This window comes from Nostoc sp., assembly GCF_036919675.1.
In the GTDB taxonomy this organism is placed as follows: domain Bacteria; phylum Cyanobacteriota; class Cyanobacteriia; order Cyanobacteriales; family Nostocaceae; genus Nostoc.
In genome coordinates, this window is sequence record NZ_JBALCP010000029.1 from 1 (window position 1) to 14,463 (window position 14,463).

Here is a 14,463-nt window from a genome sequence, read left to right on the forward strand (position 1 = left end):
AAGGCGCAGGGGAACAATAATATCCCTGACCAACCTACGAATACGAAGCGATCGCGCTTGAGCCAGTCGTCTAGAACGTCAAACCACCCTCTACTAGGGGCGCGTCCAACTGCGATGGTCATCGGACTAAAATCCTCTTTTTTTACTAAAATTGCAACGTTTCTAAAGCAATACGGAGAGCCGATGTAACCGACTGCCGTGAGGAATTAACGTTTTTTTTGACAATCTCAACTGCGTGAAAGCAACTAAGATTCTGAGAATTTGCTGATTAGTGAAATCAGTATTTCTCTTTCTTTATGCCATTACACGTACCATCGGCTAGTAATCTAGCTTGTGGTAACTTAATGATTCTTAACTTATCACACTAGTCGCGGTTTTTGCCTGATACACAGAAGCAAATCAGGCATTAGACGCAAACCTTATAATTAATATGAATATCAGAAATTTTACAATTTGACACAAGTTTTCTCAGAAATGTAAAAAAATTTAGTGCAGATGGACGTAGGTAGGTAACTCATTCTCAAGAGGTCAGAAAGAGGCAGGGGGCATACAACTCTTGGAGAGGCTGCGCCAACGACTGCGCCCTTCGGCTACGCTCAGGACAAGCTCAGTAACCAGGGGGCAGGGGAGAAAGAATTTTTATCAGCTACTGAGTGAAAAAATTATTATATAACGTGCCTTAACAAATTATATGGATTATATGGGTAGCAGGAACAGGAAGGGGCGCAGTTGAGTTTTTGTCAACAATGTTTGGTAAAATGTGGATGGTTACTTCGCAGCCCTGGTCGTTGATACACCTCTGGAAAACCTATGTGAAACGTTGGACAAGGGGAAAGGAAGTTGGCACATCTTGACTAATACAAATAGCCTAAGTGGTTTGTCCCATAGTGCAAGTAAGCCAGCATCATCCAGGACAGTAAAATTTGTCGGGTACAGGGTAAAAAATTCATAGTCTGCGGTAATGTATCCCGTGGACTTAAGACAGAGCTTCAGTGCCTCCTAAGCATTAGCCAGGTTGGCACCGAGAGCCACCACTCTATGCAAGAGCATTCAGTGTACGAGTATGTCACAGCGAGTATCTCAAGGGCAATGGTAGTTCAATGATGGCATCAACAACAATTAACAAAGGCGATCGCCTCCTGCATCAAAATGTTCTCGGTTCTCGTCGCTTCAGTAACTACTGGTGGGCAACTATCGTTACCTTGGGAGCAAGCGGCTTTTTATTGGCTGGAATATCTAGTTATTTAAAAGTTAATTTACTCATAGTTTCCGATCCAACTAAACTGGTATTTGTCCCCCAAGGATTAGTGATGGGATTATATGGCACTGCTGGCTTGCTATTAGCCACATATTTGTGGCTAGTGATTTTATTGGATGTAGGTGGCGGTTACAACGAATTTAATCAGGAAACTGGCACAATCAAAATCTTCCGTTGGGGGTTTCCTGGCAAAAACCGCCGAATTGAGATTGACAGCCGCATAGAAGATGTGCAATCTGTGCGAATAGCCGTCAAAGAAGGTCTTAATCCCCTTCGTGCCCTCTATCTACGCATTAAGGGCCGACGAGATATACCCTTAACACGGGTTGGACAACCGTTATCTTTAACAGAGTTGGAAACAGAAGGCGCAAAGTTAGCCCGCTTTTTGGGAGTGTCACTAGAAGGACTTTAATTAATTGGGCATGGGGCAAAAGAATTTTAGATTTTGAATTTTAGATTTTGGTGAAGCAGCGCTAGCCTCTCCCCTTGGGAGAAGCTAGCGCCAAGGGGGTTTCCACGCCACTTGCTTTATGCCGGGGAACCCGTCCACCGCAGTGGCTCCCCATGAGTGACTGCACCAAGCCGAAGGGATTGAACAATCTAAAATCTAAAAGATGATCGTAAGCGTTGTGTAGAGCCTGCGGCATGGCAACTCTTAGAGAGGCTACGCGTAGCTTGCTTCCCCGCAGGGGTACGCTTAGAGCGACTGTGCGTAGCGTCTGACTCGCTAAGGCAAATCCAAAATTGAGGGGGCATGGGGAATGAAGAAAAATAATGTTTTGCTTGCTCCCTCATCTCCCCCTAATCCCCAATGCCCCTCGAAAGGATAAGATACTGTGGTTGAATCAGTAACTGGCAATGCGGTTAAAAATTTCACAATTTTTGCTTTCTCTTGTGATCATCAGTGCTTTGATGTTGGGAGGATGTTCCACACAGCAAGTAGCTTCTAATACGTCTTCTCCAAGCTCGACAGCTACCTCGGCTACAAGCCAGGCAAGCACTAAGACGACTACTGAAGCAACATCTGTATCTCAAACTAGTAGTGAGAGTATTCCTGGAATCACAGATTTACCACGGCTCGAAGGCAAGGCTACTGTGGTGCTCACAGTTAAAGGTTCGCCGATTACTATCGAAGTAGACGGCACTGATGCCCCCATTACAGCTGGCAACTTCGTAGATTTAGTGCAAAAGGGTGTTTACAATGGTTTAGCTTTCCATAGAGTTGTGCGCGAACCCCAACCGTTTGTAGTTCAAGGGGGCGATCCCCAAAGCAAAGACCCGAAAGTTCCAGCAGATAGACTGGGAACCGGTAGCTATATTGACCCAAAAACGGGAAATGCTCGCTATATACCTTTAGAAGTTAAACCAAAAGGTTCAGATACTCCGATTTACAATAAACCATTTGATGCTACTGCTCAACCTGTCGTATTACCCCATAAGCAGGGTGCAGTAGCAATGGCGCGATCGCAACCACCAGATTCCGCCTCTGCTCAGTTTTACTTTGCTTTGGCAGATTTGGCGTTCTTGGATGGTAACTACGCCGTGTTTGGCAATGTCACTCAAGGCTTCGATGTAGTGAACAAAATTCAGCAAGGCGATCGCATTGAATCTGCTAAAGTCACCCAAGGGGCTGAAAATCTGAAAACACCAGGGCAGTAAGAGGAACAGGGGAGATGGGCGAGATGGGGGAGATGAGGAAGTTTATTAGACATATCCGCGAATTAAATCTCGAAGGGTTATAAATCGAGAATCAAAACCTAATTTCCGGACAAGTGGATTAAAAATTACGCTTCCTCATCGCCCATATCTCCCTCATCCTCCTCATCCCAAAATTCAAATTGGTTAAAATTTGTGTAACTGGTATTGGTTTAATTTCTGCCTTGGGTGGAAGCTTAGAGGATAGTTGGCGAAATTTGCTAGCAGGTAAATCTGGAATTCGGTTGCATCAACCATTTCCAGAAATTACACCACTTCCTCTAGGTTTGATTGCTCAACAACCATCTGAGTTAACATTGGCAACTCAGATGGTTGTTGCTTCTGCTTTGCAAGATGCTGAGTTAGTTTCACCTTTAGCTGATTGTGCTGTAGTCATTGGATCGAGTCGCTCTTATCAAGCGTCTTGGGAGATGCTGGCGCGGCAAATGTATGAGGACACGGGCTTCGCCGTGTCCTCTTTTGGAAATTGGCTAGATACATTACCTCACATGAATGCGATCGCAGCTGCAAGACAAATCGGTGCATCTGGCATAGTTTTGGCACCGATGGCAGCTTGTGCAACTGGAATTTGGTCTATTGCCCAAGCAGCTTTGCTGATCCAAACTGGGCAATGTCAACAGGCTCTAGCTGGTGCAGTGGAAGCGCCGATTACACGTTTAACTTTAGCTGGATTTCAGCAGATGGGTGCTTTGGCGAAAACTGGCGCTTATCCCTTTGATTTGCATCGGGAAGGCTTAGTTTTGGGCGAAGGTGCAGCTGTGTTTGTCTTGGAATCAGCAGAGTTGGCAAAACAGCGGCAAGCAAAAGTGTATGGTGAAATTCTCGGTTTTGGTTTAACTAACGATGCATATCATACCAATTCACCAGAACCTCAAGGGAAAAATGCGATCGCTGCCATCAACCAATGTCTAGAACGTAGTTGTCTCTCACCAGCCAATATTGATTATATTCATGCTCATGGCACAGCTACCCAGCTAAATGACCGGATAGAGAGCATGGTAATCCAGCGTTTGTTTCCCCAAGGCGTAGCAGTTAGTTCCACCAAGGGAAGCTCAGGTCATACACTAGGTGCATCTGGAGCTTTAGGTGTAGCTTTTTCTCTCATGGCATTAAAGCATCAAATTTTACCACCTAATGTAGGATTGCAGCAGCCAGAGTTTGATTTAGATATGGTTACAGCAGCCCGTCTAAGTAAAGTTAGGCAGGTATTATGTTTGAGTTTTGGCTTTGGGGGACAGAATGCTGCGATCGCGTTAGCAAGGTAAAAACTTGTGGGTTTAACTATCTGAGCGACATCAAGTAAAAAATATCCAACTATTTCTTGTGGGATGGGCGTCTCATACCATTTCACTTTAATAATGATACAAATACGTTGGTGGGGGCATGGCATTGCCCATACGTGTCAACTTAAGCAAAAACTCCTTTAAAATCTCGTTTCCAGCCAGAGGCTGGAAATGCTCTTTCATTGCGGCTCTGCCGCAAGTCTTGAGGCAGCAGCCCCCCATTAGGCATTCCCAGTCGGAGACTGGGAACGAGGCAATCTCTGAAGGACTTATCTAGAGAGGCTTTTACGTTCTCCTGGCGGCAGAGCCGCCAGGGTATGCATTTCCAGCCAGAGACTGGAAACGAGATTTTACGAAGGTTGGCTAGGGAGCCACTTTCCACAAGATTGGATAATTTATTTTTTGGAATTCCCTAACTTTGCATACTGCTTTGCACCCTTACCAATATATAAAATATAAAACTGTAACAAAAACTACAAAAACCCTATTGTTTCCGAAAAAAAGATAAGCTAGTTAAATATAATATCCGGTTCGTAAAGATACCGTGATTAGGAGAAAATTTTATGATTTCAAAATCCCTGTTGCTGCCAGAACCTGCTTCTCCAGCACATATATGTCCTTTTTATCAAGCCTGTAGCTACTTAGAAGCGGCAGCTAAAGAATTAAATTTAAATCAAGGTTTGCTGGAAATTCTCAGCCACCCGCGTAAGGTGGTCACGGTTTCCATTCCTGTGAAACTAGATGATGGGCAAATACAAGTTCTCGCTGGACACCGGGTACAGCACTCCGATGTTTTAGGCCCCTACAAAGGTGGAATTCGTTATCACCCGGCTGTGACACTGCGCGAAGTTTCAGCTTTGGCAATGCTGATGACCTGGAAATGTGCTTTGTTAGGTATTCCTTACGGTGGTGGTAAGGGTGGTATTGCTATAGATCCAAAACGTTACAGTGTTGGCGAATTAGAGCGAATCAGCCGCCGTTATATCAGCGAGTTGATTAAAGATATTGGGCCTGCGGTAGATATTCCTGCACCGGATATGGGTACTTCGGCCCGTGAGATGGCTTGGATGATGGACACTTACTCTGTGAATGTCGGTCATGCTGTACCAGGGGTTGTGACTGGGAAACCGCTTTCTATTGGTGGTTCACTGGGACGGGAAATGGCAACCGGACGTGGCGTGATGATTATTGTCCGTGAGGCGCTAGCAGAACAAGGTAAATCCTTGGCAGGAGTACGAGTAGTTATCCAGGGTTTCGGTAACGTTGGTAGTGCCACAGCGGAATTACTACATCAAACAGGCGCGAAAATTATCGCTGTTTCAACGGGTGCTGGGGGAATATTTTCCGAAGTTGGTCTTGATATTCCCAAGTTGAAAGTCTACGCTGCTGAAAATCGCAAGAGTATTGTGGGTTTCCCGCAATCTGTACCAATTAGCAATGCAGATTTATTAAGTTTACCCTGCGATGTCTTAATACCAGCGGCTTTGGAAAACCAGATCACTGAAGAAAATGTGAATCAGGTACAAGCGCAGATTGTGGCAGAAGCAGCTAACGGGCCAGTTACTCTTGAGGCTAACTTGTCGTTAGAAGCGCGGGGTGTGACAGTGCTACCGGACATCTTGGCGAATGCTGGTGGTGTGGTAGTCAGTTATTTGGAATGGGTGCAGGGTCTTTCCTATGTATTTTGGGATGAGGAACGCGTCAACCGCGAAATGGAGCATTTGATGGTGCAAGCCTACCGCCGGGTGATTCAGCAGTCGAAGGTACGGCAAATTCCTTTAAGGTTAGCAGCTTACACACTGGGGGTAGGTAGAGTGGCGCAGGCGCTGACTGACAGAGGTCTTTATCCTTAAGTTTTTATATTTAGTTGTTCACGGGGCAGAATAGATCATTGTCGCCAGTAATTGTACTTGATCCGCCATTGATTGATCTGCCTTTTTTTGTTGAGCGATCGCTACAACATGAAGATACCGATTACTGTAAAGTCGCATAGGACAAGGGGATTTTGCCCCTTGTCTCACCAAGCTGATATTATTTGGTCAAAGGATACTTCAACCTAACTTACGACTCCTTAGAAGGTGCAGCAGCATGAATCAGGTCTGGCGTCTCCTCAACAGGAGGACGCTGAATAGTTTGAGCCGATGTGGGACGTTGATGGCGATCGCGAGTTTCTATCTGCACAGGTTGACGCGTCTCAATTGACTTGTAGAGCGCTTGAATGATCGAAACATCAATCAACCCTTCCGTTCCAGATGGCTCTGGGTTTTTATCTTGCAGAATACAATCAGAGAAGTAGATAAATTCAGCTGCTAGTTGATCGTGATCCTCAAAGGTACGCTCTTGGGTTTCACCATTAATTGTCAGGTAGTGCTTCAGTTCTCCCTGCCAAGCATAGGCAGATTCTACTCGCAAATCGCCTTGAGTACCTACAATCTGATAGCTCGAAACACTTGCCCCTCCAAAGCTACAGGTAAATGTTGCCAATCGCTCGTTGGGAAAACGCAAGATGACGCTAGTCATTTCTTCCACTTCGCTGAAGCGTTCTTCTCCGTTATTGGCAGCTACAGCAAATACTTCAATTGGTTCATCTTGCAATATATAACGTGCAGCATTAATGCAGTAAATGCCAATATCATAGAGCGTGCCACCACCTGTGACTTCTCGTAAACGAATATTGCCTTCTTCTACTTGCTGAGTAAAAACTGAGTTGAAAATCCGTGGTTCACCAATTTGCTTTGAGCGGACAATTTCAACTGCTTGTAAATTGGCTTCTTCTAAATGTAAGCGGTAGGCAATCATCAGCTTCACATTGTTGTCATTGGCAGCTTTAATCATTGCCTCACACTCTTGTTCAGTCGTTGCCATTGGCTTTTCACATAACACATGAATTGCCTGATTAGCAGCCCGTACAGTATACTCGCAATGCAAGTGATTGGGCAGCGCAATATAAACGGCATCAACCTCGCCGCTTGTCAGACAGTCCTCATACTGCTCGTAGGAGTAAGTATGCTTAATGCCATACTTTTTGCTTAGTTCTTCTCTTTTAGTGGCGTCATCTGAAACCAGTGCAACTAATTCTGAGTTTTCGGCGTGGACAAAGGAAGGCAAGGCGGCTTCTTGAGCAAACCAACCTAAACCAACAACGGCATAACGAATTTTACGCTGATCATTTGTAGCAGTCATTTTTATACCTCATGATGAATAGCTCGGTAATTTTAAGGGACTTCCAGTTAAAAAAATATCCCATTGTAGAAGCGCAAGGCTTGCGTCCCTACAAATGTACAAATAATTTTGGATAATTTATTTTTTGTCAGTCCCTAATGCCCTAATTACGTGCAAATTATGGCTTGTTTATCTGCCTCAATTAATGAAAGAATGTCTGTTACTTTAGTTTTAGCTATCTTCTCCCTTCACTAATAATCAATTTCTAGGGCTGAGAATTTGGAGGTTGATCAATGGTATCTCGTATATTCTCAGGGACTTGGTAAATTAAAACCTCATTCTTTCAGTAAGCTTTAGTTCAGACTTAAGGAATATTTTTGGTATTGCACCTTAACTAAAATTCATAACCTTGGCATGATGGATACTGAGTATGGAGCATTAGCAGCCCAAGGCTACGACCCCAACCTGAAACACCAACTGAAGATTTCCCCACAGACCAACCGCTTATATAATCAATCAACCAACAACTCAACTTTCTTTATTATGATGGTGTCACAGGGAGTATTTTTATTTTGGTGAGAGATTGGAGGCAACTCTGAGTATTCACAACCTGAAGCACAATTGGTGGATAAAACACACTGTGTCTAATACAAATTATCGGAGTTTAACAAGTGTATGGTGATCCAAATACAACCATCAACTTAGACTTTATACGACCAAGATTATTACCTTTGGCTTAGGACAACCATCAACAAACTTCGCACTAGTCAGTTTTCATCTGTAGATTTAGATAACTTAATTGAAGAGTTGGAAGATATGGGCAGGAGCCAGAAGCGAACGGTGAAAAGTTTGTTAATTCGACTTTTTGAACATCTGCTTAAGCTCACATACTGGAATGTGGAACAGGAGCGAAATGAAGGGTATTGGAAAGGAGAAATTAGGACATTCCGTAGAGAGATTAAGGATGAACTCAAAGATAGTTCTAGTCTTAAGCCTTACATCTTAGAAATATTTGATCAATGTTATGAAGACGCAAGGACAGAAGCAAGCGATCGCTCTCAACTTGCTATTCACATATTCCCCTTGATACCCATTGGCTCTTTAGAGCAAATTTTAGATGAAAACTGGTTTCCCGAATATAACCACAATCATCACGCTAAAGCTGATTAGAATAGATACTTAACTTGTGCTGACTAAAGAAAGGATCATAATCTAAATCAAAATGATAATAATTTTTTCTGAATTGCTTTCATCCAAAGAGCGATGCGGGAATTGATATCTTTTTGCTCAACTTCATCGACACCCAATTTTACCTTGAGGTATTGGATATGATTTTGAACAGCCCTGAGCGATATATGAAGACGATGAGCGATCGCTTAGTCGTTTATTTACTGAATTAGTCTAGCTATTTATTATACGAAAAACTTTCTTGATGTTTTCCCGACTTAGGATAAATGACGGGAGGCTAAATTGGCGTTTACCCTTTAAAATAAATACGCAACTCGCGCTTCCTCAAGGAGTATCAATCCGTGCAGCCGGACTTAATAGGCTTGGAAATTAGCAAAGGAGAACTGAGACGTTTGACTGGGTTCGATCCAGAAGACGTTTTTAGACCTTCTGTTTTGCGAGATAGCAAGAAGCGATTAGGGTTTTTCATCAATGAAATGCTAGTGACGCTGGCGCTAACGCCAATAATTGTTGGCTTTGTTTACGCGTTTATTATTCTGCCGACAATTGGTTCTTCAATTCGACTAGGAATTCTTTTACTAATTCTAGTGCCAATCCCGATATTAGTTGGGCGAGCGCTCTGGCGGCAATTGACCTGTCCCCAAGGACTGACAATACTTTTAGATGAAGTTGATAAATATCATGACCTGGTTGGCGCCATAGATATTAATGACCAATTGGCAGCATCAGGAAACGTAGAAAGCAGTATCCATGACCGAGATAAAGTAACCGCCGCCCTGCAACTAATTAGAGAAGATTTAGTCCGCGCTTTGAAAACGGAACGAATTTTGCGAGATAATAAAAAATTGCTTGCTAATAACCAAGAGTTATTTGTCAATAATTTAGCCAGTCTGCAAGCTTTACAACTTAGTACTCAAGCAGGCGAATATGCTCAACTGCTAAATCAATCATTGCAAATTGCGATCGATGTGCAAGCAGAAATCAGAAAATTGCAGAAAGGCTGAATTGATGTTTGAAAAGTTACAAATGATACTGACAGACCTCTCTTTTTTGAGGAGAAAGGCTTTGAATCTCTCCCTAACTCTAGTATGGAAGGGGGTAGGGGGTTAGGTTGCAATTACTTTGATGTTTAGCAAAATACTTTTCAAATCCGAACTTTCCTAAAAAACAATCGTCCCGTTGACTTAAAATGAGCAACAAACCAAAAATAATTGTCCTGGATGATGACCCTACAGGTTCTCAAACAGTCCACAGCTGCTTGCTGCTAATGCACTGGGATGTGGACACTTTACGCAGCGGGTTGCAGGATGATTCGCCGATTTTCTTTGTGCTGACTAACACTAGATCACTAACCCCGGAATCAGCTGCATCTGTTATCAAAGAAGTTTGCCATAACTTGAAAATTGCTTTGAATGTTGAAGGAATTGACGATTTTCTGATTGTCAGCCGTTCTGATTCTACTTTGCGAGGGCATTATCCCATTGAAACTGATGCGATCGCACAAGAACTCGGCCCCTTTGATGCTCATTTTCTCGTACCTGCATTTTTTGACGGCGGACGCATTACCCGCGACAGTGTACATTACTTGATTATTGCTGGTGTACCCACCCCAGTGCATGAAACCGAATTTGCCCGTGATTCAGTCTTCAGCTACCATCACAGTTACTTACCCAAGTATGTCGAAGAAAAGACTCAAGGACGAATTAGTGCCGAAGTTGTAGAAAGGTTTCTCCTGGCCGATATTCGGGCTGGTAGTCTAGAACGCTTGTTAAAACTGAGTAGTAATCAGTGCGCTGTCGTCGATGGTGAAACTCAAACTGATCTCAACCGCTTCGCAGTGGACATATTAGCAGCAGCAAGTCAAGGGAAACGCTTTCTGTTTCGCAGTGCAGCCAGTATTTTAACAGCTTTAGCCGCTTTACCACCCCAACCCATCGCCGCTGAAAACATGGCGCAGTATGTGCGCCAAGGCAAACCAGGTGCGGTAATTGTTGGTTCCCATGTGAAAAAGACTACTCAGCAATTAGCAGCGCTATTGCAAGTAGAGGGAACTGTGGGAATCGAAGTAAATGTAGCACGATTACTTGATCAGGGGGCAGATGAATCTGCGGCACTGCTAACTGAAATCAAAGAAAGTACACGGGCGGTACACGACGCTGGCAAAACACCAGTGGTTTATACTAGCCGTCAGGAACTGAGTTTTAAAGATGTCAACACCCGATTGGAGTTTGGGGCAAAAGTTTCAAGTTTATTGATGGATATTGTGCGGGGTTTACCATCTGATATAGGATTTTTAATCAGCAAGGGTGGTATTACCTCAAACGATGTCTTGAGTACTGGACTAGCCTTAACTTCAGCCCGCTTACTCGGTCAAATTTTAGCTGGTTGTTCAATGGTCTTAACGCCATCCGATCATCCCCAGTTTCCTAATTTGCCTGTGGTGCTGTTTCCAGGTAACGTCGGCGATGCTGATGCCTTGGGGACAGTTTATCAGAGGTTAACCGTGCCAATTTTAGATTTTAGATTTTAGATTAAAGGATCTTTTGGTTCATGTCAGATTAACGTCCTGCTACGCGCTTTCACCTTTTGTGGGTGACACAAATCCAAAATCCAAAATTGAAAATCCAAAATCTGTTGGCTAAAACTGTCCCTTGTCTTTTGGCTAGTACTGCATGAATTCTGATTCTGCGATTCCCAATCTAAAGTCAAATTCTGCACTTCCTGATGCAGAACCGAACTCTATCCTTTCTGAGGTAGAGGTAAATCCTACTGTTTCTGATCTAGAGTCAGATTCTATCCTCCCGGATGCTGAGTTAAATTCTGTCCTCCTTTATTTAAAATCAAATACTGTCCTTGCGGATGTAGAGTCAAATCCTGCTAACCCAGATGCAGAGTCAAATCCTGATGCGGGATCAGATTTTATCCTGACTGATTTAAATCCCGATGAGTTAGCATTACCAGGGCATCGCGTAAATGATAATACTCAAGTCCAGTTAAAAAGTCAGGACGGACGGCTGTTATTAATTTTGCCTCCGGAATCTCAAGGATTTGGCTCAGAACTCAGTTGGTCTGATATTTGGCAACAAATAAGGCAACGTCTGAATGCAGGCGATCGCTTCCGTATATCTAACACGCCTGTACATCTAATGGCACAAGACCGCTTAGTAGATACCAGACAACTGCAAGAACTTGCGGAGGCTTTGAGTGAAGTTCAACTCCGGCTAATATCTGTCTCGACGAGTCGTCGGCAAACTGCGATCGCTGCTGTGACATCTGGGTATTCTGTAGAACAATTACAGCCCGTAACTTCTCTGATTTCAGAGTCAAAAGCGACAGCTACACCCCAGGCAGATGCCCTCTATCTAGAAACAACAGTCCGCTCTGGAGTAGAAATTCGTCATCCTGGTACAGTAATTATCTTGGGAGATGTAAATCCAGGTGGTATTGTAATTGCAGATGGAGATATTATCATCTGGGGTCGTCTACGTGGAATTGCTCATGCTGGGGCCGGAGGCAATCGTGAGTGTCTGATTATGGCTTTGCAAATGGAACCTACCCAATTGCGGATCGCAGATGCTGTAGCTAGGGCACCAGAAAAATTACCCATGCAATTTTCTCCAGAAGTGGCACATATTATGCCCCAAGGGATTCGCATCGCTAGGGCTAGTGATTTTTCTAGAAACCAATTTACTAAGATCTAATCAGTAGCGCTGAATATTTACTTAAAGAATGAAGAATATGAAGGATGAAATATAGCGGTTTTCATGTAGATGGAATACACTACTCTAATCCCTTTGTCCTAGCGAAGTGTATTGTATACAACTGAGCACAGACGCAAAGCGGCTTGTCGCCAGACATCGCAATAAAAAAATATTCATCCCTCGCCCGAATCAGGGAGACCAGATATTTCTTAATACCTGATACGATACTTCATACTTTATACTGCAATTTACTGTTTTATATTTTCTGAACCCTCATTGACCGCATTTCTATCATGACTCGCATTATAGTGATTACCTCCGGTAAAGGAGGAGTGGGTAAAACCACAGTTTCAGCAAATCTGGGCATGGCTTTAGCCAAAATGGGGCGTCAAGTTGCTTTGGTTGATGCGGATTTTGGTTTAAGAAATTTGGATTTGCTGCTAGGGCTGGAAAATCGCATCGTTTATACTGCGGTGGAAGTCTTGGCCAGAGAGTGCCGCTTAGAACAAGCCTTGGTGAAAGATAAGCGCCAACCCAATCTCGTACTCCTGCCGGCAGCCCAAAATCGCTCCAAAGATGCAGTCACACCTGAACAGATGAAGTTACTGGTGAATGCCCTAGCGCAAAAGTATCAGTACGTGATTATTGATAGCCCCGCCGGCATTGAAAATGGGTTTAAAAATGCGATCGGCCCGGCAAAAGAAGCGCTAGTTATCAGCACACCAGAAATTTCCTCAGTTCGTGATGCCGACCGGGTAGTGGGGTTACTAGAAGCACAAGGTATCAAGCGTGTTCATTTAATAATTAACCGCATCAGACCCGCAATGGTGCAGGCAAATGATATGATGTCAGTGCAAGATGTTCAGGAACTTCTCGCCATTCCCCTGATCGGGGTAATCCCTGACGACGAGCGTGTTATTGTATCTACCAATCGCGGCGAACCCTTAGTGTTAGCGGAAAATCCCTCTTTAGCTGCTACAGCCTTTGAGAACATTGCTCGTAGATTAGAAGGGGAAAGTGTCCAATTTATGGAGATCGACTCGTCCCAAGACAGCATCTTCGCCCGTCTACGAAGGTTGTTCAGGACAAAGATTGTTTAACTTACTTTTCCAGTCTCCGCGCCAGACCTATTCGTAATGATTGAACTTCTAGAACGACTTTTTTTTCGCGGTCCTGATAGCAGTCGAACTCAAGTTAAACGTCGCCTGCAATTGGTGATTGCTCACGATCGCGCTGACATAGACCCTCAAACGTTGGAAAAAATGCGGCAAGAAATCTTAGATGTAGTCTGTCGCTATGTTGAAGTTGAGACAGAAGGCTTAGAGTTTTCTTTAGAAAGCAATCAACGAACCACAGCTTTAATTGCTAATTTGCCCATCCGCCGGGTCAAAGGTGCCATCCCTGAGTGGGAAAGAGGTGATAAATCTTTATGAAGTAGTTAAATTATCTTTAATTGCAACGAATCATCCCAACTTTTGGATTAAAAGTATTTACAAAAAAGCGATTCCAAGTGAGATAAGTTAAGTAAGTGAGTATTGTATACAAGTATACTTACATACAAAAATTAGTTTCAACTAATAGAGTGCGAAAGCCTCAGCTTTGAGCATCATGAATCGCTTTGAGCAGTTCGTCTTTGCTCATTTTGCTACGACCTTCAATATTCAGCGCTTTCGCTTGCTTATATAACTCCCGCTTTGACGGCTCAAACCCATCTTTAACCTCATGGATAGCTCGCTTGATAGCAGGAGTCCATTCGACGTGTTGCTTACCTTCTTTAGAAGCTTGTTCCTTTGTTTCCTCTGCTTCTTGTTTTTCCTTGTCGCTCAACTTATCCCACACGGAGGAAGGCAAGTAGCGCTTAGTGACTTTGCCCTCACGGGCGCGGTCTTCACCTTCTTCAGTCTGCCAATCTTGCTCAGACCATTCTTCCAGTGATTTTGCTGCTTCGTCTTTTTCGGCTTGCTTGTAGTCTCCACCTTGTTTCTCATATTCCCGCACTAAAAGCTGACTTTTTCGCGCAGACCACTGACCAGGCTTACCACCTTTATCGGATTTGAGAATTTCTTCCTTGAGTTGGCGACGCAGTTCAGGGTGAGTATATTTTTCTTCGTAATTCTCATCAGCCATATTATCTACTTGCCTTAAATTCTGTGTG

13 protein-coding genes and 2 pseudogenes are annotated in these 14,463 nt (G+C 43.7%); 11 read left to right on the forward strand and 4 right to left on the reverse strand.

Translation table 11 applies throughout. The features are described from left to right. Positions 1-122 (reverse strand): annotated as a pseudogene (locus V7K49_RS03990) (photosystem II D2 protein (photosystem q(a) protein)); the annotation flags it as partial. Positions 123-1,100: 978 nt separating this feature from the next. Between V7K49_RS03990 and V7K49_RS03995 the strand changes: the two are divergent. After that, the gene (locus tag V7K49_RS03995; RefSeq protein WP_334971987.1) at positions 1,101-1,670 is read left to right on the forward strand and encodes a photosystem I assembly protein Ycf4; all 570 of its coding nucleotides are present in this window, start codon (positions 1,101-1,103) and stop codon (positions 1,668-1,670) included. A 61-nt stretch (positions 1,671-1,731) separates the two neighbouring features. On the opposite strand, the gene V7K49_RS04000 is transcribed toward V7K49_RS03995, so the two are convergent. Then, on the reverse strand, positions 1,732-1,905 hold the full coding sequence (locus V7K49_RS04000; protein WP_335204604.1) for a hypothetical protein: 174 nt from the start codon (positions 1,903-1,905) through the stop codon (positions 1,732-1,734). 211 nt (positions 1,906-2,116) lie between these two features. On the opposite strand from V7K49_RS04000, the gene V7K49_RS04005 reads away from it, so the two are divergent. The 3 genes from V7K49_RS04005 to V7K49_RS04015 all read left to right on the forward strand — a co-directional run bounded on the left by V7K49_RS04005 (position 2,117) and on the right by V7K49_RS04015 (position 6,110). Beyond that, complete coding sequence (locus V7K49_RS04005; RefSeq protein ID WP_335204605.1) at positions 2,117-2,917, forward strand: peptidylprolyl isomerase; 801 nt, start codon at positions 2,117-2,119, stop codon at positions 2,915-2,917. Between the two features lie 179 nt (positions 2,918-3,096). After that, a complete protein-coding gene (locus V7K49_RS04010; protein ID WP_335204606.1) occupies positions 3,097-4,239 on the forward strand; it encodes a beta-ketoacyl-ACP synthase in 1,143 nt (380 codons plus the stop codon). 581 nt (positions 4,240-4,820) lie between these two features. Beyond that, positions 4,821-6,110 (forward strand): Glu/Leu/Phe/Val family dehydrogenase, encoded by a 1,290-nt coding sequence (locus V7K49_RS04015; RefSeq protein WP_335204607.1) that lies wholly within the window; start codon positions 4,821-4,823, stop codon positions 6,108-6,110. Positions 6,111-6,318: 208 nt separating this feature from the next. On the opposite strand, the gene V7K49_RS04020 is transcribed toward V7K49_RS04015, so the two are convergent. Further along, positions 6,319-7,440, reverse strand: coding sequence for a Gfo/Idh/MocA family oxidoreductase (locus V7K49_RS04020; RefSeq protein ID WP_335204608.1), 1,122 nt, complete (start codon positions 7,438-7,440; stop codon positions 6,319-6,321). A 393-nt stretch (positions 7,441-7,833) separates the two neighbouring features. Between V7K49_RS04020 and V7K49_RS04025 the strand changes: the two genes are divergently transcribed. The 7 genes and pseudogenes from V7K49_RS04025 to minE all read left to right on the forward strand — a co-directional run bounded on the left by V7K49_RS04025 (position 7,834) and on the right by minE (position 13,741). Further along, positions 7,834-7,998, forward strand: coding sequence for a hypothetical protein (locus tag V7K49_RS04025; RefSeq protein WP_334867329.1), 165 nt, complete (start codon positions 7,834-7,836; stop codon positions 7,996-7,998). Between the two features lie 96 nt (positions 7,999-8,094). Next, a pseudogene (locus V7K49_RS04030) lies at positions 8,095-8,589 on the forward strand (DUF29 domain-containing protein). A gap of 359 nt (positions 8,590-8,948) precedes the next feature. Beyond that, positions 8,949-9,611 (forward strand): hypothetical protein, encoded by a 663-nt coding sequence (locus V7K49_RS04035; protein WP_335204609.1) that lies wholly within the window; start codon positions 8,949-8,951, stop codon positions 9,609-9,611. A gap of 185 nt (positions 9,612-9,796) precedes the next feature. Beyond that, positions 9,797-11,137: a four-carbon acid sugar kinase family protein gene (locus V7K49_RS04040; protein ID WP_335204610.1), complete on the forward strand. Its 1,341-nt coding sequence runs from the start codon at positions 9,797-9,799 to the stop codon at positions 11,135-11,137. A 142-nt stretch (positions 11,138-11,279) separates the two neighbouring features. After that, complete coding sequence (minC, locus tag V7K49_RS04045) at positions 11,280-12,308, forward strand: septum site-determining protein MinC (protein WP_335204611.1); 1,029 nt, start codon at positions 11,280-11,282, stop codon at positions 12,306-12,308. A 293-nt stretch (positions 12,309-12,601) separates the two neighbouring features. After that, positions 12,602-13,408 (forward strand): septum site-determining protein MinD, encoded by an 807-nt coding sequence (minD, locus tag V7K49_RS04050; RefSeq protein WP_334867319.1) that lies wholly within the window; start codon positions 12,602-12,604, stop codon positions 13,406-13,408. Positions 13,409-13,444: 36 nt separating this feature from the next. After that, positions 13,445-13,741, forward strand: coding sequence for a cell division topological specificity factor MinE (gene minE / locus V7K49_RS04055; RefSeq protein WP_273768710.1), 297 nt, complete (start codon positions 13,445-13,447; stop codon positions 13,739-13,741). A 160-nt stretch (positions 13,742-13,901) separates the two neighbouring features. Here the strand turns inward: minE and V7K49_RS04060 are convergent, their stop codons facing one another. Then, positions 13,902-14,435, reverse strand: a complete 534-nt coding sequence (locus tag V7K49_RS04060) for a Rho termination factor N-terminal domain-containing protein (protein ID WP_335204612.1) — start codon at positions 14,433-14,435, stop codon at positions 13,902-13,904. Positions 14,436-14,463 lie beyond the last annotated feature (28 nt).

What these genes read in the sequence shown, in the direction of transcription:
- V7K49_RS04005 (WP_335204605.1), top strand. Translation starts at nt 2,117, where the DNA reads ATGCGGTTAAAAATTTCACAATTTTTGCTTTCTCTTGTGATCATCAGT.
- minD (WP_334867319.1), top strand. Translation starts at nt 12,602, where the DNA reads ATGACTCGCATTATAGTGATTACCTCCGGTAAAGGAGGAGTGGGTAAA.
- minE (WP_273768710.1), top strand. Translation starts at nt 13,445, where the DNA reads ATGATTGAACTTCTAGAACGACTTTTTTTTCGCGGTCCTGATAGCAGT.
- V7K49_RS04000 (WP_335204604.1), bottom strand. Translation starts at nt 1,905, where the DNA reads ATGCCGCAGGCTCTACACAACGCTTACGATCATCTTTTAGATTTTAGA.
- V7K49_RS04015 (WP_335204607.1), top strand. Translation starts at nt 4,821, where the DNA reads ATGATTTCAAAATCCCTGTTGCTGCCAGAACCTGCTTCTCCAGCACAT.
- V7K49_RS04025 (WP_334867329.1), top strand. Translation starts at nt 7,834, where the DNA reads ATGATGGATACTGAGTATGGAGCATTAGCAGCCCAAGGCTACGACCCC.
- V7K49_RS04040 (WP_335204610.1), top strand. Translation starts at nt 9,797, where the DNA reads ATGAGCAACAAACCAAAAATAATTGTCCTGGATGATGACCCTACAGGT.
- V7K49_RS04060 (WP_335204612.1), bottom strand. Translation starts at nt 14,435, where the DNA reads ATGGCTGATGAGAATTACGAAGAAAAATATACTCACCCTGAACTGCGT.
- minC (WP_335204611.1), top strand. Translation starts at nt 11,280, where the DNA reads ATGAATTCTGATTCTGCGATTCCCAATCTAAAGTCAAATTCTGCACTT.
- V7K49_RS03995 (WP_334971987.1), top strand. Translation starts at nt 1,101, where the DNA reads ATGATGGCATCAACAACAATTAACAAAGGCGATCGCCTCCTGCATCAA.
- V7K49_RS04020 (WP_335204608.1), bottom strand. Translation starts at nt 7,440, where the DNA reads ATGACTGCTACAAATGATCAGCGTAAAATTCGTTATGCCGTTGTTGGT.